Consider the following 20,298-nt stretch of genomic DNA (forward strand, 5'->3'; position numbering starts at 1 on the left):
TGTAAAGCACGGCTAGGATGACTCTCATGCAACTGGATTTGAACTTGCTCGCCGCGCTCGACGCGTTGTTGGAGGAGGGCAGTGTGGCCGGGGCGGCCGCGCGCCTGCATGTCACCGCCCCCGCGATGAGCCGGAGTCTGGGCCGAATCCGGCGCACGACCGGGGATCAGATCCTGGTGCGCACCGGCCGCACGATGACCCCGACGCCGTATGCGATCGCCGTCCGGGAACAGGTGCACGAGCTGCTGCACCAGGTCCAGGGGGTGCTGGCACCGAGCCGTGAACTCGATCTGGCAACGTTGGAGCGCACTTTCACACTCCGCTGGCACGATTCCCTGGTCGCCTTGAGCGGCCCCGCACTGCTCGCGGCCGTGCGCGGACAGGCGCCGGGCGTGCGTCTGCGCTTCGTCGCGGAATCGAGCATCGGCACCCCCGAGTTGAGGCGCGGCGAGGTGGACCTGGAGGCGAACGCCAACCGCCCGAGCACACCGGACATCCGTGCCGAGAACGTGGGCGAGACCCGCCTCGTCATCGTCATGAGGCAGGGACATCCTCTCACCCGTGTCAGGACCGTCACCGCAAAGCTGTACGCCGCCGCTGAGCACGTCACCGTCTCGCGACGTGGCAACCTCAGCAATGCCCTCGACGACGCCCTCGCGCGGCTCGGCCTCACCCGCCGCGTGGTGGCGACCGCGCCCACGGAAGCGGCCGCGCTGGAGTTCGCGCGCCGCTCCGATCTCCTGATCTGCGTCCCCGAAGCCACCACGCGCTCCGCGGTCGCCGACCTCGGCCTGGTCGTGCTCCCCCTCCCGCTCGAACTGCCGTCGGCACCGATATACCTGTCATGGCATCAGCGCTACGACACCGACCACGCCCACGCCTGGCTGCGCGGGCTGGCGCGAACCGCGCTGGCCATGGACGGAGCGTCGTAGTCGGCGCCGTCCGGCCCCGTCACCCATACGTCCACGCGACCACCTCGATGCCGCACGGCCGGCTCGCCAAGGCCCGCCTCCACCCGATCGAGTCAGAAAGCGACGAGACCGCCCTGCCCGCCAAACTCACCGCATAGCCTCAAAAACGAGATCACCGCGACGGCACCTTCTACGAACCCCAGTCATCAGTCGCAGTCACCTGACCAGCGGCTCTGCGAGGAGGACGACTCGATCAGCCTCGACATCGAAGCCCAGCACCGGACGGCCACAGCCGCCCTGCGGATCCATCAGCACCGGCTTGCCCAACCGCCGCCCGATCTCCCGCAGGAAGCCGCAGAACACATCAAGTCGCTCCTGCCCCTGCAACTCCCGCACGTCGACATCGAAATCGACTTCATCGTCGGCATAGAAACGGAAGATCGCCAGGACATCGACAGCTGGCCAGACCCGCAGATTCGGGCACTCAGCGTCGGCCGGACGCGACAGCACGACCTCCGCCCGAGGCACAGAGAGCACCGTCTCGCCTTCGGAGTACTCGCACTGCCAGCCCCTTTCCACGACAAGATCGAGGACAGCCTGCCAGTCCTCCACCGAGGCACCAGGGACACGCACGTCCGGCAGCGGCCCCACCAGATCCAAATCGAAGAAGCACTTCACGTCATCCCACAGCAGATCAGCCACCCCGCCATGCTGCCCGGCACCCCGACCCAATGCACCCCCGTTTCCCTTGACCAAAGACATAGGGGCACCCCCCAGGTCCGGGAGTCGTTCCGCGATCGCTGCATCCTCCGCAGCCCGTTGCCCTACGCCGACGGCACCGTCATCGCCGTGACTGGCATCACCGTGGCGCGGCCAGTCGCGTAGCTGGACCGCGCTGACCGCGCCACAATTCGTCAGGGCCGGCAGGCCGGCCGGACGCTGAGCAGCTCGGTCCGCAGCACGGGCGTGCCGTCGACAGGCGCCGGGTCCTGCGCAGTTGGTTCGATACCGCCGGCAGCGATCTTGTCGAGCGTCTTCAGGCCGACGGCACCGACCGTGCCGAACACCGTGTAGTTCGGTCGCAGCGCAGAGTCGCCGTAGACGACGAAGAACTGCGAACCGTTCGTGTTCGGCCCGGCGTTGGCCATCGCCAGCAGGCCGCGCCCGTAAAGGCGACGGACGCCGGTCGGATCGCTCGGTGCCGGCGGCAGGTCCACCGGCAGCTCGTCCTTGTACTTGTACCCCGGCCCTCCTTCGCCGGTGCTGGTCGGGTCGCCGCACTGCAGGACCTTCAGCGTCGGATACGCCGTCAGCCGATGGCACACGGTACGGTCGTAGAACCGGTGCCGCGCCAGGTGCAGGAAGCTCTGGACCGTGCACGGCGCCTCCGCCCGGTTCAGACGCAGCGGGAGCGGGCCCTGGCTGGTCGGGACGGCCATATCGACCGTGCCGTGACTGGGGGTGCGTCGCGGGTCGGGCGGCAGGGGAACCGGCCGCGCCGCCGGCTCGTCCGGGGTCTGGGTGTACTGGCAAGGACCGTGCGTGGTTCGCGGCGGGGCATCGGAAGCGGAGGCGGTGGTGCTGCCCCCGGACGCGACCAACGCTGCTGCCGCCAATGCGGTCATGAGAGCTCGGTTCATCCTGCACACCCTCCAGAAGATCGCCAGATTTCGGAGCGGTCGCAGTCTAGAGCGCGGCCCGGCGGGCGAGAACCCGCCCGCCAAGCCACATCCGCACCAGCAGATTTCGGCCCACGGCCGCAGGCTGCTGGTGCGGATGCAGCACAGCGTGGGCCGGCCGATCAGGGCGTCCACCCGGTGCACGACGAGCGCATCCCGAACCCGGTCGAGCAGCTTGCAGGGCGGTGTTGGCCGGTGCCTTTCTCGGCCCGCATCAATCGCTGACGCCGACCGCCGAAAACCTGGTGCGAGGACTGGCCTGGGCGCACGGGCCGGTGATGTTCCGCCACTCCGGCGGCTGCTGCGACGGCGACGCGCCCACGTGCTGCCCGCGCGGCGAGCGAGTTCCGGGGCGGCGGCTGTACCTGGAAACCCCCGAGGACATACGGGGTTCCTCGAGTGAGGACAGGTGTTTACAGGTCGGCACACGGCCAGCACTGCGACCTGCATGTTTGCCATCAGCAATGATCACTGCCAAGTCGACACAGTAGACACCTTATTGATACGACTTCGGGATGGATCTCCTCGCGCACCTCGAGGCGTATGTCGCGACCGTCGACGAGTTGAGCTTCTCGCGCGCGGCCGACCGGCTCGGGATCGCCCAGCCGCTCCTCAGCCGCCGTATCAAGACTCTGGAGGCCCACTTCGGGGGCCTGCTGTTCGACCGTTCGCGACGGCAGGTCACGACGACGGAGCTGGGTCTGCTGCTGCTTCCGTACGCGCAGGACGTGCTGGACCGGGCCCAGCGGCTCGGGCAGATCGCGCGGTCGGCCCGCCAGGCCCAGGTGCGTGCCGTAGGGGTGCCCGCGGGCTGCGCCCCGGTGGCGCTGGCGCGCGTCCTACGCGCCGGCAGCGAGCGCGGGATCACGCTCGGCATCCGCGAACTGCCGCCGGCGGAACGGGTCTCCGGGCTCGCCGACGGCTCGCTCACCTACGCACTGGTGCGCGTTCCCCCCGAACATGCCGGGATCCGGGTACCGCTGGGGCCGGCTTCGGCCGGACCGCCCGACGTCCAGGAGCCGACGACCACGGGAGCGAACGGCAGGCGGCGGCGTGCGATCCATCTGGAGGACCTGCGGCCGCGCCGGAGCCGGGGCACGACCGGCGGACTGGCCGCCGCACTGCCCGTCCTGACCCTGGCCGAGGACGAAGTGCCGTACGCACAGGACCGTCTGCTCCGGGCCGCCGCCCGCGCCGGGCTGCCGGAGGGCCTGCTGCGGCCGGCCGGACCGGCGGCCACGGCCCTCGCCGAGACCCTGGCCGGCGGGGCGGTGCTGCTGTGCGCCGAGCCTTTCGCCCGGCAGCACGGGGCGAGTTGGGCGCCGCTGGCCGATGCCGCGCTGCATCGCGGGTACGACGTGCGGGGAGCCCGGGGCCGGCAAGGGACGGCGGACGTACCGGCCTGGCTGGCCGCGCTGCTCGCGGCGGCGGCCGGTGCCATGGCCGGAGCACCGGGGGCGACACGGCCCGGGTCGGCGGCCGAGGACGCCTCGGCCCGGCTGGCGGCACGCGGATGAGCGCGGAACCGGTGTACCGCCCGGCGTACGTGGCCGGGGACGGCGCCCTGCTCGATGTCGCCGAGGCGATCGCGGCGGACTGGGCGGCGCTCGGGGTCCGTGGCTCGTTCCTCGCCCGCAACCTGGACTCCGGCGAACAACTCGGCTTCGACGTGGACGAGATGATGCCCCTCGCGTCGGTCGTCAAGGTACCGCTCGCCCTGGTGGTGCTGGACCGGATCGCGGCCGGGGAACTCGACCCGGCGCACCCGGTCACGGTGGATCCGGCCACCAACAGCGTCGGCCACACCGGCCTCGCGGCGTTCCGGCACCCGGCCAGTGTGGCCGTCGGCGACCTTCTCCTCCTGATGCTCTCGGTGAGCGACAACGCCGCCGCCGACGCACTGCTCGGCCTGGTGCCGGTGGCGGACGTCGACTCCCGCCTGCGGGCATGGGGGTGCGGCGGCATCCGGGTCCGGCATCGGATGAACCACATGTTCGAATGCGCGGCCGGAGCCGCCGGCAACGACTTCTCGCTCGCGCTGGAACTGGCCGTCCGCGACGAGCGTGCCGGACGGCACACCATCGAGACCCTGGATCCGGCCCACGCCAATCTCGGCTCGGCCGCGGCGCTGGTGGACCTGTTGCAGCGCGTGTGGGCGGACGAGATCTCCCGGCCCCGGGCCACCGCCGAGCTGCGCCGGCTGATGGGCTTCCAGGTCTTCACCCAGCGGCTGGCGAGCGAACTGCGCGCGGACACCCTGCGGTGGAGCGGCAAGACCGGTACCTTCCTCCATCTGCGGCACGAGATCGGCGTCGTGCAGGCCGAGTCCGGCGACCGGGTCGCCATGGCCGCGCTCACCCGCGCGGACCGGCGGGCCGGCCAGGCCCCGGACATCGACCTCGCGATCGGGATCGGCGCCCGGCAGGCGTTCGAGGCGTTGCGGGGCCGAGGCGACGGGTCCTGATGGCCGCCCGGAGTCCGGGTTCCGCCACCCCGGGTAGCCGCTCAAGTGCACTTGGTGACCAATCGGTGCCGCTGAGCCCAGAGAGTCTGCTGGGGCCGCGTGGCCTGTTGTGGGCGGGGCCGGACGAGCACAGTCTGGAAGCAGCAGCCCCACGGTCGCGAGGGCTACGGGTCTCGAGCGAAGGGAGGCGGAGCGATGACCTCCGTCACCACCATGAGCGCGGCCCTGCCGGCCGAGCATCGGGTACAGCTGATGCAGCTCGCCCGTGAGGCTTCTTTCGCGGCCGGGACGCGGCTGTTCGAGGAGGGCCGGCACGCGGACCGCTTCTGGATCGTGCGGACCGGGACCGTCGCCCTGGACCTGCATGTGCCCGGCCGTCGTCCCGCCGTCATCGAGTCGCTCGGGCACGGCGAACTGGTGGGCTGGTCCTGGCACTTCCCGCCCCACCTGTGGCAACTGGGCGGCGAGGCGCTGACTCCGGTGCGGGCCTGGGAGTTCGACGCCGGGGCGGTGCGGGAGAAGTGCGCCGTCGATCCCGAGTTCGGGCGCGCGATCGCGGTCTGGGTCGGGCTCGTGGTGACTCAGCGGCTGCACGCCGCCCGGGTCCGGCTGCTCGATCTCTACGCCCCGTACGGCAGCGGCGGACTGGAATGACCGCGACTTCGGGTGACGGCCCTGCGGAGACCCACGTCACCGACGGCACGGACCGGCTCGACCGACGCACCGCGGCAGGCTCGCGTTCTGCTCAGGTTCCGCCGCTGCTGTAGTTCCGCCACTCGGGGCCGATCCGCTTCCATTCCTCGTCCCACTCGGACATGCGCCGGCGCATGCGCCAGGTACGGACCAGCCAGCCCCCGGTCCAGACGGCGACACCGGCCGAGGAGGCGGCGAGCACGCCGGTCAGGGTCGACTGCAGGGCCGCCTCCGCGGTGGACAGGGGCGGCGACACCATCCGGTTCGCGCCGTCCGTCCACACCGTGAGCCGGCTGCCGGCCGGGGCGCCCGGGTAGACCTTGGCCCGGTCGGTGTGGACCGAGCCGTCCGGGCCGGTCCAGCGCACACTGGCCCACACCCGGCCGTCGTCGTAACCGCTGCCGTTCTGCGGGGTCCTGGCCGCGTCGTCGGTCAGCACCGCGGACACCGCGTGGACCTGGGCCCGCCGCGCGGAGAACGCCGAGTCCACCGACAGGGCGGCGGCCGCCCCCGCGACGACGCCGCCCACGAGCACGAGTATCCAGGTGACCAGCACGATCCAGGCCTCGACGACGTCGCTGTGCCGCCGCAGCGGGTTTCGACGCCATCGCCACCAGCGCACCCGGGTCACATTCGTGGGAGGTGTCCGCGTCATCGGTCGCCGCCTCCTCTCGCGTACCGGCGGCCACCGGGCAGGGCGTGTGCTCCCGCTCGGCGTCCGGTTCCGGGCCGAGGTCCGGGTGACGGGGCCGACCGGCCGGCGCCCACCTCTGGCGGTGAACGGCACGGCCCGGTGTGGTGCACCCGGCCGACGAGCGTCACTCCACCATCGTGCACCTCGAAACGGATCGGTGCCGCCCGCAGAGCGAAACAGTCCTACGACGGCGCAGATCCGGTCGGCACGGTGCCCCGGAGGGCCTGCGGAAGGGGCCGATCGGCCCTTCCTCGCGTCACGGGAGATCGATTGGCTGGTGTCATGTCCGAGAACCAGTCGGGACCGGCACAGGTGGCCGCGGACCCCACGCCCCGCGCGGCGGTCGTCGTACCGCTGCACGGCGAGATCGACCTGCTGACCCTGCCTGCCCTGTCCGAGCGGCTCGACGCGCTGACCGAGCGCCCGTGCCCGGACCTGGTTCTCGATCTTCGGCCGGTCGCGTTCATCGACTGCGCCGGGCTCGGGGTCCTGTGCCGGGCCCGGAACCGGGCGCTGGCCCGACGGGGCAGGCTGAGGCTGGTCGCCGACACCCCGGGCTTCCTGGGTCTGCTGCGGGCCACCGGCCTGTCCGGCGTCTTCGAGGTCTTTCCGAGGCCCCCGCGGTCCTAGGCTCCGGAGCCCGGCGGCACCTCCCGCGAGCCCGGGAGGTGCCGTGTGACGAGGGTGCGCGGACGGCACCCGGATCGTGCCGCGGTATGACGGGGCCGGTTCAGCTGTGCCAGCTCCAGTCGGCGACCTCCGGCAGGTCGGTGCCGTGCTCGCGGATCCAGTCGTGGTGGCGGGTGCGGGCGTCGGCCATGGCCTGGCGGACGCCGGCGGCGCGCATCGCGAGGCCGGGCACGCGGTCGATGACGTCCATGACGAGCCGGTAGCGGTCGAGGTCGTTGCGCACGACCATGTCGAACGGGGTGGTCGTGGTCCCGGACTCCTTGTAGCCGCGCACGTGCAGGTTCCTGTGGCCCGTGCGGCGGTAGGCGAGACGGTGGATCAGCCACGGGTAACCGTGGTAGGCGAAGATCACCGGCTTGTCGGCGGTGAACAGTCCGTCGAACTCGAAGTCGCTCATCCCGTGCGGATGGTCCTCGCGCGGCATCAGCCGGGTCATGTCGACCACGTTGACCACCCGCACCGCCAGCTGGGGCAGGTGCCGGCGCAGCAACTGGGCGGCGGCCAGCACCTCTTGGGTGGGCACGTCACCCGCGCAGGCCAGGACGACGTCCGGTTCGCCGCCGTTCTCGGTGCCGGCCCATTCCCAGATCCCGGCCCCGCGGGCGCAGTGGACACGGGCCTGGTCCATGGACAGCCAGTCGAAGCAGGGCTGCTTGCCGGCCACGATCACGTTGACGTAGTCCCGGCTGCGCAGGACGTGATCGGTCACGGACAGCAGGGTGTTGGCGTCCGGCGGCAGATAGACACGCACCACCTCCGGGCTCTTGTTGAGGACGTGGTCGACGAATCCGGGGTCCTGGTGCGAGAAGCCGTTGTGGTCCTGCCGCCACACGTGCGAGGTCAGCAGGTAGTTGAGGGAGGCGACGGGGGCCCGCCAGGGCAGCAGGCGCGAGGTCTTCAGCCACTTGATGTGCTGGTTGACCATGGAGTCGACGATGTGCACGAACGCCTCGTAGCAGGAGAACAGTCCGTGCCGGCCGGTGAGCAGATAGCCCTCCAGCCAGCCCTGGCAGAGGTGTTCGGAGAGGATCTCCATCACCCGGCCGTGCCGGTCCAGGTGTTCGTCGACCGGCAGTGTCCCGGCCTGCCATGCCTTGCCGCTTGCCTCGAAGACGGCCTGGAGCCGGTTGGAGGCGGTCTCGTCCGGTCCGACGAGCCTGAAGTCCCGCCGCGAGCCGGTGTCCCGCATGACCTGTTCGAGCAGGTCGCCCAGGACCCGGGTGGGTTCGTGCAGGGTCGTGCCGGGCTTGTCGACGGGTACGGCGATGCCTTCGAGGGCCGGCACGGGCAGCTCACGCACGAGGAGCCCGCCGTTGGCGTGCGGGCTCGCGCCGAGCCGCTTCGTCCCCTCGGGGACACAGGCGAGGACGTCCGCGACGGGCCGGCCGTCGGGGCCGAACAGCTCCTCGGGCCGGTACGAGCGCAGCCACTCCTCCAACTGCCGCAGATGGTCGGGGTTTTCGCGGACTCCCGCCAGCGGGACCTGGTGGGCGCGCCAGGTGCCCTCGACGGGCACGCCGTCCACCTCGGCGGGCCCGGTCCAGCCCTTGGGAGTGCGCAGCACGATCACCGGCCAGTGGGCCCGTTCGGCGCCGCCCTCCTCGCGGGCGGTGCGCTGGATCCGGGCGACACGGTCCAGCGCGTCGTCCATCGCCGCGGCCATGGCCCGGTGCACCTGCTCGGGATCGTCGCCCGTCACATGCAGGGGTTCGTGGCCGTATCCCCGTAGCAGGGCGTCGAGTTCGGGCTCCGGCAGGCGGGACAGCACCGTCGGGTTGGCGATCTTGTAGCCGTTGAGGTGCAGGATCGGCAGTACGGCACCGTCGTGCACCGGGTCGAGGAACTTGTTGGAGTGCCAGGAGGCGGCCAGTGGTCCGGTCTCCGCCTCGCCGTCGCCGATCACGCAGGCGACCAGCAGGTCCGGGTTGTCGAATGCCGCGCCGTAGGCGTGGGCGAGCGAATACCCGAGTTCGCCGCCCTCGTGGATCGACCCGGGGGTCTCGGGGGCCACGTGGCTGGGCACCCCGCCCGGGAAGGAGAACTGCCGGAACAGCCGCTCCATGCCCGGCGCGTCCCGCGAGACGTCCGGGTACGTCTCGCTGTAGCTGCCCTCCAGCCAGGAGTTGGCGAGGACCGACGGGCCTCCGTGTCCGGGACCCCACACGCACAACGCGTCGAGGCCGCGCGCCCCGATGACCCGGTTGAGGTGGGTGTACACGAGGTTCAGGCCGGGGGACGTGCCCCAGTGGCCCAGCAGCCGGGGCTTGATGTGCGCCGGCTTCAGTGGCTCGGTGAGCAGCGGGTTGGCCATGAGATAGATCTGGCCCGCCGCGAGGTAGTTGGCGGCGCGCCAGTGCGCGTCCAGGGTGCGCAGTTCCTCGTCGGTCAGTGCGGGGGCGTCCGGGTGGGCAGCCTGGGGCATGAGGACTCCGGAGATCATCGTCGTTTGTCGGCAAGTCTGCCGGGAATGTCAGGAAAGTTCGGGTACCACGGCCACCGGGCATGCCGCGTGGTGCAGTACGCCGTGGGCGACCCGGCCGAGGTGCGGGCCGAAGCGCCCCGGGCGGCGCCGGGCGCCCACGACCAGCAGGGCGGCATCGCCGGAGGCGGCCAGCAGGGCGTCGCGGGGACGGCCGGAGACGGTGCGCCGCAGCACTTCCAGGCCGATCGGGACGTCCCGCAGCGCCTCGTCCAGCGCCAGGGCGGCGTCCGACTCCCGCTCGCCGCTCCCGAGCAGGGTGCCGGTGACCCCGTGGCGCGACACGTGCACGGCCTCCAGGGGCACCCCGCGCAGTCCGGCCTCCTCCGCGGCGAACCGCAGGGCCGCCGAACCCGCGGGCTTCTCGCCGACGCCCAGGACGATCCTGCCGGGGGTCCCGGGGCGGGCCCGGTCGTCGTGGCCGGCGCGCAGCACGACGACCGGGCAGCGCGCGTGCTCGGCCAGGGTGACGCCGACCGAGCCGAGCACCGCCTCGGCCACGGTGCCGCGGCCGCGGTGCCCGAGGACCACCGCGAGCGCGGAGTGGCTCTCCCGCACCAGCGCCTGTTCCGGTTCCTCGGGCAGCACGTCGGTGCTGACGTGCACGTCGGGTTGTCTGCGGTGGGCGCGACGCTCGGCGGTCGCCACGATGTCCTCGGCCATCACCTGTTCGGACGGCCGGTCGGCGTCCTGGCCGAGGGAGGCGCCCTCGTAGCGCTCCCAGAGCGACGCGTACACCAGCCGCAGCGGCGTACGGCGCAGGGCCGCGTTGTCGGCCGCCCAGTCCACGGCCCTGAGGCTCGATTCGGAACCGTCCACGCCGACGACTAGGCGCATGGCCGCCACCTCCCGAAGCGGGGATTCGGATTCCAGCCTGGCCATGTGGGGCACGCGGGTGCAAGGGCCACTCGGCCCCGGCCGGTCCCCGGACGGCCCTCGCGCGCGGGTCCGGCGCCTGCCCACGCTGGATGCGGCAGGACCGTCCGCACGAGACCCAGGGGAGTCACCATGTACGGCACCCCGTACATCGTCAGTGATGTCATGACCCACACGGTCGCCGCCGTCGGCCGGCGGGCCCCGTTCAAGGAGATCGTGCAGCTGATGCGGGACTGGCGGGTCAGCGCCCTGCCGGTGCTGGAGGGAGAGGGCCGGGTCGTCGGTGTGGTCTCCGAGGCCGACCTGCTGCCCAAGGAGGAGTTCCGGGACACTCCCGAGGAGGGGTATGTCCGGCTGCGCCGCCCCTCCGACGTGGCGAAGGCCGACGCGCTCACCGCGGACGAGCTGATGTCCTCCCCCGCGGTCACCGTCCGGCCGGGCGCCACGCTCGCCGAGGCCGCGCACCTGATGGCGCGGGCCGGGGTCAAGCGGCTGCCCGTGGTCGACGAGGTCGGCCTCCTCGAGGGTGTCGTCAGCCGCGCCGATCTGCTCAAGGTCTTCCTGCGGGGGGACGAGGAGATCGCCGAGCAGGTGCGGCACGAGGTCGTGTCCGAGCTGTTCCCGCCGCCGGGCTCGGCCCTGCACGTGGAGGTGGAGGACGGCGTCGTCACGCTCGTCGGCCGCGTGCGGGACCCGGAGCTGGTACCCGTGGCCGCGCGCCTGGTGCGGGCCGTGGAGGGGGTGGTGGACGTGGGGTTCGACCTGGCTCCCGGCCGGGAGCACCGCACGGGTTCGCCCTGACCGCGCCCCGGCCTCAGGCCGTTCCGGGGCGCACGATCACCACCGGGCAGTTGGCGTGCTGCGTCAGGTGCTGGCTGACGGAACCGAGCAGGGCTGCGGCGAAACCGCCCCGCCCCCGGCTCCCGACGACCAGGCACTCGGCGCCCTCCGCTGCCCTGAGCAGGACGTCCGTGGGGTTGCCCTCCACGACCAGCGGCCGTACCGAGGCGATCGCCTCCGCGCCGAGCGCCTCGGTCAGTTCCCGTGTCATCCGTTGCCGGGCGTCCTCCTCGTCGACGTCCATGTCCACCGCGGGCCCCGACCAGCCGTACAGGCCCGGCAGTTCCCAGACGGCCACCGCGTCCACGGTGCCGCCGATCAGCCCGGCGTAGCGCACGGCCCAGCGCAGGGCCGCGTACGAGGACGGCGAGCCGTCGACGCCGGCCACGATCCGGGGCCGGGAATCCTCCGTGTCCATGCGTCCCACCTCTCTGGTGGCCGGAGCGCCGGCCTCGCCGTCGGAGATCCCCCATGCCCCACGCTGCGCGAGGTCGCGCCGCGCCGCCACAGCAGCGCAGCCGGGGGCATGACGGCTCAGGGCAGCAGCCGCTGTTCCTTGGCCACCGCCACGGCGCCCGCCCGGGTGTCCACGCCGAGCTTGTCGTAGATGCGGCGCAGGTGGGTCTTGACCGTGGCCTCGCTGATGTACAGGGCGCGGCCGATGGCGTGATTGGGCAGGCCCTGGGCGAGGTGGGCGAGGATGTCGCGTTCGCGCGGGGTGAGGGCGGGGCGGGGGTTGCGCAGGCGGGACATGACACGGTCGGCGACCGGCGGTGAGAGGGCGGGGCGGCCCTGGGCGGAGGCGTGGATCGCGGTGAAGAGGTCCTCGGCGCGCTCCGCCTTGAGCAGGTAGCCCGTGGCTCCGGCCTCGATGGCACGGGTGACGTCCGCGTCCGTGTCGTACGTCGTCAGGACCAGGACGTGCGGGGCGGGGGTGAGGGCGCGCAGCCGGCGGGTGGCCTCCACGCCGTCCATGCCCTCGCCCAGCTGCAGGTCCATGAGCACCACGTCCGGCGTCGTCCTGCGGGCCAGCGCCAGCGCTTCTTCGCCGCTGCCGGCCTCACCGACGACCTCGATGTCCGGGGCGCTGTGCAGGAGGGCCAGCAGGCCGGCGCGTACGACGGCGTGGTCGTCGCAGACGAGGATGCGGACAGGGGCCTTGGGGGCGGGCTCGGGTGCCTGGGTCATCTGGGCTCCAGCGGGATCGCGGCGGACAGGGCCGTGCCCTCGCCCGGTGCCGACTCTACGGTCAGGGTGCCGCCCAGCTGGCCCAGGCGGGCACGGATGGCGGGAAGACCGTGGCCGCGTCCCTCGGCTTGCGGGACCGTGCCGGTGTCGAAGCCCCGGCCGTCGTCGGTCACGTCCAGGTCGATCTGGTCGTCCAGGCAGGTGAGGGTGAGGGTCGCTGTCGTGGCGGCCGCGTGTTCGCGGACGTTGGCCAGGGCTCCCTGGGCGATGCGGAGCAGGGCGGACTCCACGGGGGCGGACAGTGCGGCGGGCGGGGCGCCCTCCAGGTGGACGCGGACCGTGAGCGCGGGCGTCGTCTCGCGCTCGGCGACCGCGCGCAGCGCCTGGAGCAGGCCGCCGCCCTCGGCCAGGTCGGCCGGGGTCAGGTCGTGGACGAAGCGGCGGGCCTCGGCGAGGCTGCGTTCGGCGATCGCCGCCGCGGTGCGGACGTGGTCGCGGGCGGTGTCCGGGGAGGTGTCCCAGAGGCGGTCCGCGGCCTGCAGCAGCATGCGCTGGCTGGACAGGCCCTGGGCGAGGGTGTCGTGGATCTCCCGGGCCAGCCGCTCGCGTTCGGCGAGGGTGCCCTCGCGGCGCTCGGTGGCGGCGAGTTCGCGGCGGGTGCGGACCAGGTCGTCGATCAGGGCGTCGCGGCGGGCGGACTGGCGCTGCATGACGACGTAGACGGTGGTGGCCACGGCGGCCACGGCCGGGGGTGCGAGCAGCACGTTCGGGTCCGGCCAGCCCGCGAGGCTCAGCTGGGCCGCTACGGCCAGCGCGGTCAGCAGCGCCACCAGCGAGATCGCGGCGCGCGCGGGGAGGGTGCGCAGGCCGGTGTAGAAGAGCGGGACCGCGCACCAGGCGAAGCTGGGCGCCAGGACCACGAGGAGCGCCCAGGTCGACACCACCAGGCCCAGCCAGGTCAGCCGGCGAGGAGTGGGGCGGGTGCCGAGGGCCGGGCCGAGCAGGTACAGCACCGCCAGCAGGGCGGAGAGGGCGATGATCCAGGGGGTGCGCGGGCCCTCGGCGTGCCGGGCCAGGTAGCGGGCGAGGGACGCCGCCAGCAGCACGAAGAAGGCGGTGTGCATGACGACGGTGAGGGCGCGGGTCTCGTCGCGTTCGGGCACGGTCACCGGAGGATCCTCCCTCGTCACTGCGCTGAGCTGGGCAAACACCCTCCATTGTTCCTTGGCCCGGCACGTCGGGGGTCATCCGATCGGATGACCCCCGAGGCAACCGGTCCGTCGACCTCTGCGGCCCGGATCCGGGCCGAGGATCGGTACGGGAGCGACTCCGCCCCCGAATCCGACCGCAGAGAGGTCCTTCGTGATGCCCAGCCGCAAGAAGCCGTCCAGCCGTACCCGCGTCCTCGTCGGCGGCGCCGTCCTCGCGATCGCGGGTGCCGGTGTCGTCGGTACGGTCGCCGCCAGCGCCGCCGACTCCACGGGCACCGCGCCCGGGGCCGTGTCCCCCCGGAACGGCAACCTCACCGAGACCACGCACCTGACCCTCGACGCGGCCACGAAGGCGGCGCAGGCCGCGGTGGACGCCGCCGAGAAGGACGGCCGGCAGGTGTCGGTGGCCGTCGTCGACCGCAACGGGAACACCCTGGTCACCCTGCGCGGCGACGGCGCCGGACCGCAGTCGTACGAGTCCGCCGGGCGCAAGGCGTTCACCGCGGTGTCCTGGAACGCGCCCACCTCCGAGCTGGCCAAGCGGCTGGAGCAGGCGCCGAACCTGAAGGACATCCCGGGCACGCTGTTCCTCGGGGGCGGCGCCCCGGTGACCGCCAAGGGTGCTCCGGTCGCGGGCATCGGCGTCGCGGGCGCCCCGTCGGGCGACCTGGACGAGCGCTATGCCCAGGCCGGCGTGGCGGCGCTGGGCCGCTGACCCGAGGCCCCGCATCCTTCCAGGTGTCCTGGGCGCAGGATCGCCGAAGGCGTCCGGGCCGGCCCGTGCGGGGCCGGTCCGGACGCCTTCAGGGGTGTCGATCAGACGAGGTCGAACCGGTCGAGGTTCATGACCTTGCCGAACGCGGCGGCGAAGTCCTTGGCGAACTTCTCCTTCGCGTCGTCCGCGGCGTAGACCTCGGCGAGCGCGCGCAGCTCGGAGTTCGAGCCGAAGACCAGGTCGGCACGGGTGCCGGTCCACTTGATCTCGCCGGTCGCGTCGTCGCGGCCCTCGAAGGTGGCCTGGTCCTCCGAGGTGGACTTCCACGTCGTGCCCAGGTCGAGCAGGTTGACGAAGAAGTCGTTGGTCAGCTTGCCCGGGGCGTCGGTGAGGACGCCGAGCGAGGTCTGCTGGTGGTTGGCGCCGAGGACGCGCAGGCCGCCGACGAGGACCGTCATCTCGGGCGCGCTCAGGCCCAGCAGGTTCGCCTTGTCGAGCAGCAGGTACTCGGCCGGCAGGCGGTTGCCCTTGCCCACGTAGTTGCGGAAGCCGTCGGCGATGGGCTCCAGCGCGGCGAAGGACTCCGCGTCGGTGTGCTCCGCCGTGGCGTCCACGCGGCCCGGCGCGAAGGGCACCTCGACGTCGTGACCGGCGTCCTTGGCGGCCTTCTCCACGGCGGCGACACCACCGAGGACGATCAGGTCGGCCAGGGAGACCTTCTTGGCGCCGGAGTTGAACTCCGCCTGGATGCCCTCCAGGACACGCAGCACCTGGGCGAGCTGGTCGGGCTGGTTGACCTCCCAGCCGGCCTGCGGCTGCAGCCGGATGCGGGCGCCGTTGGCACCGCCGCGCTTGTCGCTGTTGCGGAACGTCGAGGCCGACGCCCAAGCGGTGGACACCAGCTGGGACACGGACAGGCCCGAGTCGAGCAGCTTGGCCTTCAGGGCCGCGACGTCGGCGGCGTCGATGGCCCCGCCCTCGGCCTGCGGCAGCGGGTCCTGCCACAGCAGGGTCTCCGCCGGGACCTCCGGGCCGAGGTACAGCGACTTCGGTCCCATGTCACGGTGGGTCAGCTTGTACCAGGCGCGGGCGAAGGCGTCCGCGAACTCCTCCGGGTTCTCGTAGAAGCGACGCGAGATCTGCTCGTAGATCGGGTCGAACTTCAGCGAGAGGTCGGTGGTGAGCATCGTCGGGAGCTGCGACTTCGACGCGTCGTGCGCGTCGGGGATGATCGCCTCGGCGTTCTTCGCCACCCACTGGTTGGCACCGGCCGGGCTCTGCGTGAGCTCGTACTCGTACTCGAAGAGGTTCTTGAAGAAGCCGTTGCTCCACTGGGTCGGCGTGGCGGTCCAGGTGACCTCCAGGCCGGACGTGATCGCGTCGCCGCCCTTGCCGGTGCCGTAGGTGCTCGCCCAGCCCAGGCCCTGCTGCTCGATCGGGGCGGCCTCGGGCTCGGCGCCGACATTCTCGGCCGGGCCGGCGCCGTGGGTCTTGCCGAAGGTGTGACCACCGGCGATGAGGGCGACGGTCTCCTCGTCGTTCATCGCCATGCGGCGGAAGGTCTCACGGATGTCGCGGGCCGCGGCGATCGGGTCCGGGTTGCCGTTCGGGCCCTCCGGGTTGACGTAGATCAGGCCCATCTGGACCGCGCCGAGCGGGTTCTCCAGCTCGCGGTCGCCCGTGTAGCGCTGGTCGTCGAGCCAGACCTGCTCGGGACCCCAGTAGACGTCCTCCTCCGACTCCCACACGTCCGCACGGCCGCCGCCGAAGCCGAAGGTCTTGAAGCCCATCGTCTCCAGCGCCACGTTGCCGGTGAGGACCATGAGGTCGGCCCAGGACAGGCTCTTGCCGTACTTCTTCTTCACAGGCCACAGCAGACGGCGGGCCTTGTCGAGGTTGCCGTTGTCCGGCCAGCTGTTCAGGGGGGCGAAGCGCTGCTGGCCGGCGCCGGCGCCGCCACGGCCGTCACTGATGCGGTAGGTGCCCGCGCTGTGCCAGGCCATACGGATCATCAGCGGGCCGTAGTTGCCGAAGTCGGCGGGCCACCAGTCCTGGGAATCGGTGAGCACCTCGGCGATGTCCCGCTTCACGGCGGGGAGGTCGAGGCTCTTGAAGGCCTCGGCGTAGTCGAACTCCTCACCGAGCGGGTTGGCCACGGCGGGGTTCTTCGCAAGGATCTTCAGGTTGAGCCGCTCCGGCCACCACTGGCGGTTCCCGCCGCCCTGGGTCGGGTGCGCGGCACGGTCGTGCGCGACCGGGCACTTCGCCTCGGCAGGGGTGTTCTCGGACATGGGGCAATCCTTCCGAACTGAGGGGTTCACGGTGCTGCGGTAGCGGCGCTGGAACAGTCGGGGCACAGGCCCCAGTAGATGACCTCGGCCTCGTCGATCGAAAAGCCGCGGTCGTCGGCCGCGGTAAGACAGGGGGCGTGTCCGACCGCGCAGTCGACGTCTGCGACGACGCCGCACGACCGGCACACGAGGTGGTGGTGGTTGTCCCCGACGCGTCCCTCGAACCGGGCCGGGCTGCCGGGCGGTTCGATACGGCGTACGAGTCCGGCCGCGGTGAGCGCGTGGAGCGCCTCGTACACGGCCTGGACGGAGATGTGGCCCACACGGTCGCGTACGCCGGACGTGATCGCCTCGACATCGAGGTGATCGCCGTGGCGGACGGTCTCGAGCAGTGCGACTCGCGCGGCCGTCACCCGCAGGCCGGCACCGCGTAGCTCCTCGGCGGTGGTCGGAGTCTGGGATGCGGTCATGACCCCGAACCTACCCTCATAAACACGAGAGATTCAAGAAAACGAATGATGCAATTCTGGCCACGTGTCGTCGGCCGGAATCCGGCCGGTGGACACGGACGCATCATCCGGCCGCGAGTCCGGGACCGCCGCGCGCCGAGCCGAGGGGTCCCCCGAACGGGTGAGCGCACGGCACCGGGGCCCGTGCGTCAGCGGCAGGACGCCTCGCTCGCGTACCGGCGGGCCAGGGCATGGAAGGCCTCCTTGGGTTCCCAGTGCCGAGGGGAGGCGGGGTCGAGCGGGCGGTCCTCGAGGGTCTTGGTGATGGCGTAGGTCGCCAGGTCGAGGTCGTGCCGGGGGTCGCCGGGGCGGTGCGGGGCGTCGAGGGCCACGAACTCGAAGGCCATCGCCGCGTACAGGTTCAGCGAGGAGAAGACGTCGAGGAGCCGCACGAGGTAGTCGGCCTGGGTGCGCTCGCTGCGGACCGGGGCGCCCTTGATCTCCTCGGGGTGCTTGTCCCGGTCGACGATGTTCCAGCCCATGCCCCGGGTCTCGGGGGCGCCGACGTAGGCGCAGGTGCCGAACTCGGTGATCGCCAGCGGCTTGCCCCAGCGCAGGTAGCTGCGCAGCTCGCGTACGTAGTCGGCGCGGTGCGGGAAGTACGAGTAGTAGTCGATGCCGATGATGTCGAAGAGCCGCCAGTCGACCGTGTCCTCCTGGGCGGCCGCGTAGCTGAGCCGCCCGTGGAACACGGAGCGGCCGACCGCCGCCGCCCTGGCCGTGAAGCGGTCCAGCAGCCGTTGCATCCTGACAGGGTCGACCTTGCCGGCCAGCAGGTTCTGGATGCGCTCGAGGACGGTGTCGCCCGGGACGATGCCGGGCACGAACAGCCAGAACTCGCAGCCCACGCTGAGGTCGACGCTCGCGCCCTGCCGACGCAGCCGCTCCGCGAACCGGCCGGTCTCGGCGAGGTGGTCCAGGATGTCCCGTTCGGGGACGTCTCCGAGCGTCGACTGCAGCCAGACGCGCATGCCCCGCTCGGCGGCCTCCGCGGCGGTGGCCGTGAGCCGCTCCACGCCGTCGCCGGTGACGTCCACGGTGTCCGCGTGCAGCTCGTCGCGGATGGCGCGGATGTCCTTGCGCATCCGGGCCGTACGGAAGCCGGTGGCAGGCGTCTCGCCCTCGCCGACGGTGTAGACGACACCCCGGTGACGCAGTCCCTGCCGCCTCTCCCCCGCTCGGGCCGGGCCCGCGCCGAGCCCCGTCGCGGCAAGCCCTGCGGACGCCATCCCGGCGAGGAACTGTGCGCGGTCGATCCCTTGTTTCTTCTCCATACGGCCACCCTGTCGGGCGCGCACCCGCCGACGCCGTCCCCCGATGGTCTACGACGCGGGGCCGAAGGAAGCGGATCGGTCGGCGAAAGTCGCGGGGTGGGGATCCCGGTGGCGCTGCCCTCGTCGAGTCCGGCGTCGGCGGCAGAACAGAACGGATCGGTCGCTCCCACCATGGGTCGAGTCGAACGACCGCCCGAGGACACCGAGGCCTGGGAGTTGTACGGCACCGGCCGGAGCTCGCCCTGAGAAGCGGCAAGTTGATGTGCACCCGCACCGCCCGCGGCGATCCGAGCGAACGACCCGAGCGTTCACTCTTAAGGGTGCACCAGGTCCGGCCGTCCGTGGCATACGGCGGGTTCCGTCGTTCGGCAGAAGTGTGATGTTTGCAACTTGATGTGATGGAGAGGGGGCGAACGGGCAACGCTCCCCTTCATGCCCCACGCGAACCTCATGCGGCAGGTGATTGGATGAGCACGGCGACGACCCGGGTGTCCCGGACGCCGTCCGTACGAACCGACGCGTCCACGGCGTCGGCGAGATCGTCCCCGCCCGCCGCCATGTCCTCCCTGCCGTCCCTCACCGGGCTGCGCTGGGTCGCGGCGCTGCTGGTGTTCGGGCTGCACGTGAACAACTTCGGCTACTTCGGAGGCGAAGCCGGTCACATCGTGACCTGGGCGTTCGGGGCCGGCGCCACGGGCGTGTCGTTCTTCTTCGTGCTGTCCGGTTTCGTGCTGACGTGGTCCGCGCGGCCGCGTGACCGTGCGCTCGCCTTCTGGCGGCGGCGCATCGCGCGGGTCTACCCGGTACACCTGGTCACCCTGACCGTCGCGTTCGCCATGGCGTACACGCTGGCCCATCAGTCGAAGCCGACACCCAAGCAGGCACTGGCCAACGTCTTCCTGCTGCACTCCTGGTGGCGCCCCTGGTGGCAGACGCTGAACCCGGTCAGCTGGTCGCTGGCCTGCGAGGCGTTCTTCTACGCGGCCTTCCCACTGCTGATCCTGCTGCTGCGCCGGCTGGGCGCGCGAGGCGCGACGGCGCTGGGCGGACTCTCGGTCGTGGCGGTGCTGGTCCTGGCCTGGGCGGACGCACACCACTGGATGGACGAGTCGATCTACTCCCTGCCCGCCGCCCGGCTGCCGGAGTTCGTCCTGGGCGCCGTCACGGCCCGGCTGGTGCTGCTCGGCCGCTGGCGCGGCCCCGGCCTGGAGGCCTCGCTGGCCCTCGCGATCATCGGCTACTTCCTGGTCCCGCAGGTCACGCCCGGCTACTCCGCCACCGTCTGCACCCTCGCCGGGTTCACTCTCCTCATCCCGGCCGCGGCGGTCGCGGATGCGCACGGACTGCCCTCGCTGTGGCGGCACCCGCGGATGGTGCGGCTGGGGGAACTATCGTTCGCCTTCTACATGATTCACCTGCTGGTCCTGCGCGCGGGCACCAACCTGCTCGGCACGAAGCCGCACTTCGGGGTCGTGGCGGGCCTGGCGGTCACCGCCGTCGCCTTCACCCTCTCCCTCGGACTGTCCTGGCTCCTGTACGAGGCCGTGGAACGCCCGGCGAGACGCCTGCTGCTGCGCCGCCGCCGGACCGGAGACGCGTCCGCCCGGCAGCAGGACGCCCTGCACTCCAGGCGTGACGCTCCCGCACCGGCGGCGCGCGACTGACCCGGCGTTCGCACGAACGCCCGTGGGGGGGGGGGGGGGGGGGGGGGGGGGGGGGGGGGGGGGGGGGGGGGGGGGGGGGGGGGGGGGGGGGGGGGGGGGGGGTGGGGGGAGGGGGGTGCA

General features: G+C 72.2%; 20 protein-coding genes. 9 read left to right on the forward strand and 11 right to left on the reverse strand.

The features are described from left to right. Positions 1 to 26 precede the first annotated feature (26 nt). A complete protein-coding gene (locus AC07DS_RS00335; RefSeq protein ID WP_479141236.1) occupies positions 27 to 932 on the forward strand; it encodes a LysR family transcriptional regulator in 906 nt (301 codons plus the stop codon). Positions 933 to 1,127: 195 nt separating this feature from the next. On the opposite strand, the gene AC07DS_RS00340 is transcribed toward AC07DS_RS00335, so the two are convergent. After that, entirely contained in the window at positions 1,128 to 1,613 is a 486-nt protein-coding gene (locus tag AC07DS_RS00340) for a hypothetical protein (protein ID WP_479141238.1), read from the reverse strand. A 212-nt stretch (positions 1,614 to 1,825) separates the two neighbouring features. After that, positions 1,826 to 2,536 (reverse strand): peptidylprolyl isomerase, encoded by a 711-nt coding sequence (locus AC07DS_RS00345; RefSeq protein ID WP_479141240.1) that lies wholly within the window; start codon positions 2,534 to 2,536, stop codon positions 1,826 to 1,828. 299 nt (positions 2,537 to 2,835) lie between these two features. On the opposite strand from AC07DS_RS00345, the gene AC07DS_RS00350 reads away from it, so the two are divergent. The 4 genes from AC07DS_RS00350 (at position 2,836) to AC07DS_RS00365 (ending at position 5,708) form a co-directional block, all read left to right on the forward strand. Next, positions 2,836 to 3,081 (forward strand): DUF779 domain-containing protein, encoded by a 246-nt coding sequence (locus tag AC07DS_RS00350; RefSeq protein ID WP_479142113.1) that lies wholly within the window; start codon positions 2,836 to 2,838, stop codon positions 3,079 to 3,081. Between the two features lie 24 nt (positions 3,082 to 3,105). After that, a complete protein-coding gene (locus tag AC07DS_RS00355) occupies positions 3,106 to 4,107 on the forward strand; it encodes a LysR family transcriptional regulator (protein WP_479141242.1) in 1,002 nt (333 codons plus the stop codon). Next, positions 4,104 to 5,054, forward strand: coding sequence for a serine hydrolase (locus tag AC07DS_RS00360; protein WP_479141244.1), 951 nt, complete (start codon positions 4,104 to 4,106; stop codon positions 5,052 to 5,054). The genes AC07DS_RS00355 and AC07DS_RS00360 overlap by 4 nt, the downstream gene beginning before the upstream one ends. 195 nt (positions 5,055 to 5,249) lie before the next feature. Then, a complete protein-coding gene (locus tag AC07DS_RS00365) occupies positions 5,250 to 5,708 on the forward strand; it encodes a cyclic nucleotide-binding domain-containing protein (RefSeq protein ID WP_479141246.1) in 459 nt (152 codons plus the stop codon). A gap of 91 nt (positions 5,709 to 5,799) precedes the next feature. Here AC07DS_RS00365 and AC07DS_RS00370 read toward each other — a convergent pair whose 3' ends face one another. Next, positions 5,800 to 6,402, reverse strand: a complete 603-nt coding sequence (locus AC07DS_RS00370) for an Rv1733c family protein (RefSeq protein ID WP_479141248.1) — start codon at positions 6,400 to 6,402, stop codon at positions 5,800 to 5,802. 321 nt (positions 6,403 to 6,723) lie between these two features. Here AC07DS_RS00370 and AC07DS_RS00375 point away from each other — a divergent pair, with 321 nt between their 5' ends. Next, complete coding sequence (locus AC07DS_RS00375) at positions 6,724 to 7,071, forward strand: STAS domain-containing protein (RefSeq protein WP_479141250.1); 348 nt, start codon at positions 6,724 to 6,726, stop codon at positions 7,069 to 7,071. A gap of 100 nt (positions 7,072 to 7,171) precedes the next feature. Here AC07DS_RS00375 and AC07DS_RS00380 read toward each other — a convergent pair whose 3' ends face one another. Beyond that, entirely contained in the window at positions 7,172 to 9,553 is a 2,382-nt protein-coding gene (locus AC07DS_RS00380; RefSeq protein ID WP_479141252.1) for a phosphoketolase family protein, read from the reverse strand. Positions 9,554 to 9,601: 48 nt separating this feature from the next. After that, complete coding sequence (locus AC07DS_RS00385; protein ID WP_479141254.1) at positions 9,602 to 10,447, reverse strand: universal stress protein; 846 nt, start codon at positions 10,445 to 10,447, stop codon at positions 9,602 to 9,604. A 171-nt stretch (positions 10,448 to 10,618) separates the two neighbouring features. On the opposite strand from AC07DS_RS00385, the gene AC07DS_RS00390 reads away from it, so the two are divergent. Then, positions 10,619 to 11,287 carry a CBS domain-containing protein gene (locus AC07DS_RS00390; RefSeq protein WP_479141256.1) on the forward strand — a complete coding sequence of 223 codons (669 nt, stop codon included), beginning with the start codon at positions 10,619 to 10,621 and terminating at the stop codon, positions 11,285 to 11,287. A 13-nt stretch (positions 11,288 to 11,300) separates the two neighbouring features. Here AC07DS_RS00390 and AC07DS_RS00395 read toward each other — a convergent pair whose 3' ends face one another. From AC07DS_RS00395 to AC07DS_RS00405, 3 genes are all read right to left on the reverse strand, one after another. After that, positions 11,301 to 11,744: a universal stress protein gene (locus AC07DS_RS00395; protein ID WP_479141258.1), complete on the reverse strand. Its 444-nt coding sequence runs from the start codon at positions 11,742 to 11,744 to the stop codon at positions 11,301 to 11,303. A gap of 116 nt (positions 11,745 to 11,860) precedes the next feature. Continuing rightward, positions 11,861 to 12,514 carry a response regulator gene (locus AC07DS_RS00400; RefSeq protein ID WP_479141259.1) on the reverse strand — a complete coding sequence of 218 codons (654 nt, stop codon included), beginning with the start codon at positions 12,512 to 12,514 and terminating at the stop codon, positions 11,861 to 11,863. Continuing rightward, complete coding sequence (locus AC07DS_RS00405) at positions 12,511 to 13,638, reverse strand: sensor histidine kinase (RefSeq protein WP_479142114.1); 1,128 nt, start codon at positions 13,636 to 13,638, stop codon at positions 12,511 to 12,513. The genes AC07DS_RS00400 and AC07DS_RS00405 overlap by 4 nt, the downstream gene beginning before the upstream one ends. Positions 13,639 to 13,879: 241 nt before the next feature. Here AC07DS_RS00405 and AC07DS_RS00410 point away from each other — a divergent pair, with 241 nt between their 5' ends. After that, the gene (locus tag AC07DS_RS00410; RefSeq protein ID WP_479141260.1) at positions 13,880 to 14,440 is read left to right on the forward strand and encodes a GlcG/HbpS family heme-binding protein; all 561 of its coding nucleotides are present in this window, start codon (positions 13,880 to 13,882) and stop codon (positions 14,438 to 14,440) included. A gap of 101 nt (positions 14,441 to 14,541) precedes the next feature. Here AC07DS_RS00410 and katG read toward each other — a convergent pair whose 3' ends face one another. From katG to AC07DS_RS00425, 3 genes are all read right to left on the reverse strand, one after another. Then, positions 14,542 to 16,731 carry a catalase/peroxidase HPI gene (gene katG / locus AC07DS_RS00415; RefSeq protein ID WP_479141262.1) on the reverse strand — a complete coding sequence of 730 codons (2,190 nt, stop codon included), beginning with the start codon at positions 16,729 to 16,731 and terminating at the stop codon, positions 14,542 to 14,544. A 26-nt stretch (positions 16,732 to 16,757) separates the two neighbouring features. Continuing rightward, positions 16,758 to 17,201, reverse strand: a complete 444-nt coding sequence (locus AC07DS_RS00420) for a Fur family transcriptional regulator (RefSeq protein ID WP_145882408.1) — start codon at positions 17,199 to 17,201, stop codon at positions 16,758 to 16,760. A gap of 188 nt (positions 17,202 to 17,389) precedes the next feature. After that, on the reverse strand, positions 17,390 to 18,514 hold the full coding sequence (locus tag AC07DS_RS00425) for an abortive phage infection protein (RefSeq protein ID WP_479141264.1): 1,125 nt from the start codon (positions 18,512 to 18,514) through the stop codon (positions 17,390 to 17,392). 467 nt (positions 18,515 to 18,981) lie between these two features. On the opposite strand from AC07DS_RS00425, the gene AC07DS_RS00430 reads away from it, so the two are divergent. Continuing rightward, on the forward strand, positions 18,982 to 20,178 hold the full coding sequence (locus tag AC07DS_RS00430) for an acyltransferase family protein (protein WP_479141266.1): 1,197 nt from the start codon (positions 18,982 to 18,984) through the stop codon (positions 20,176 to 20,178). Positions 20,179 to 20,298 lie beyond the last annotated feature (120 nt).

This window comes from Streptomyces sp. NPDC044064 (assembly GCF_056434245.1).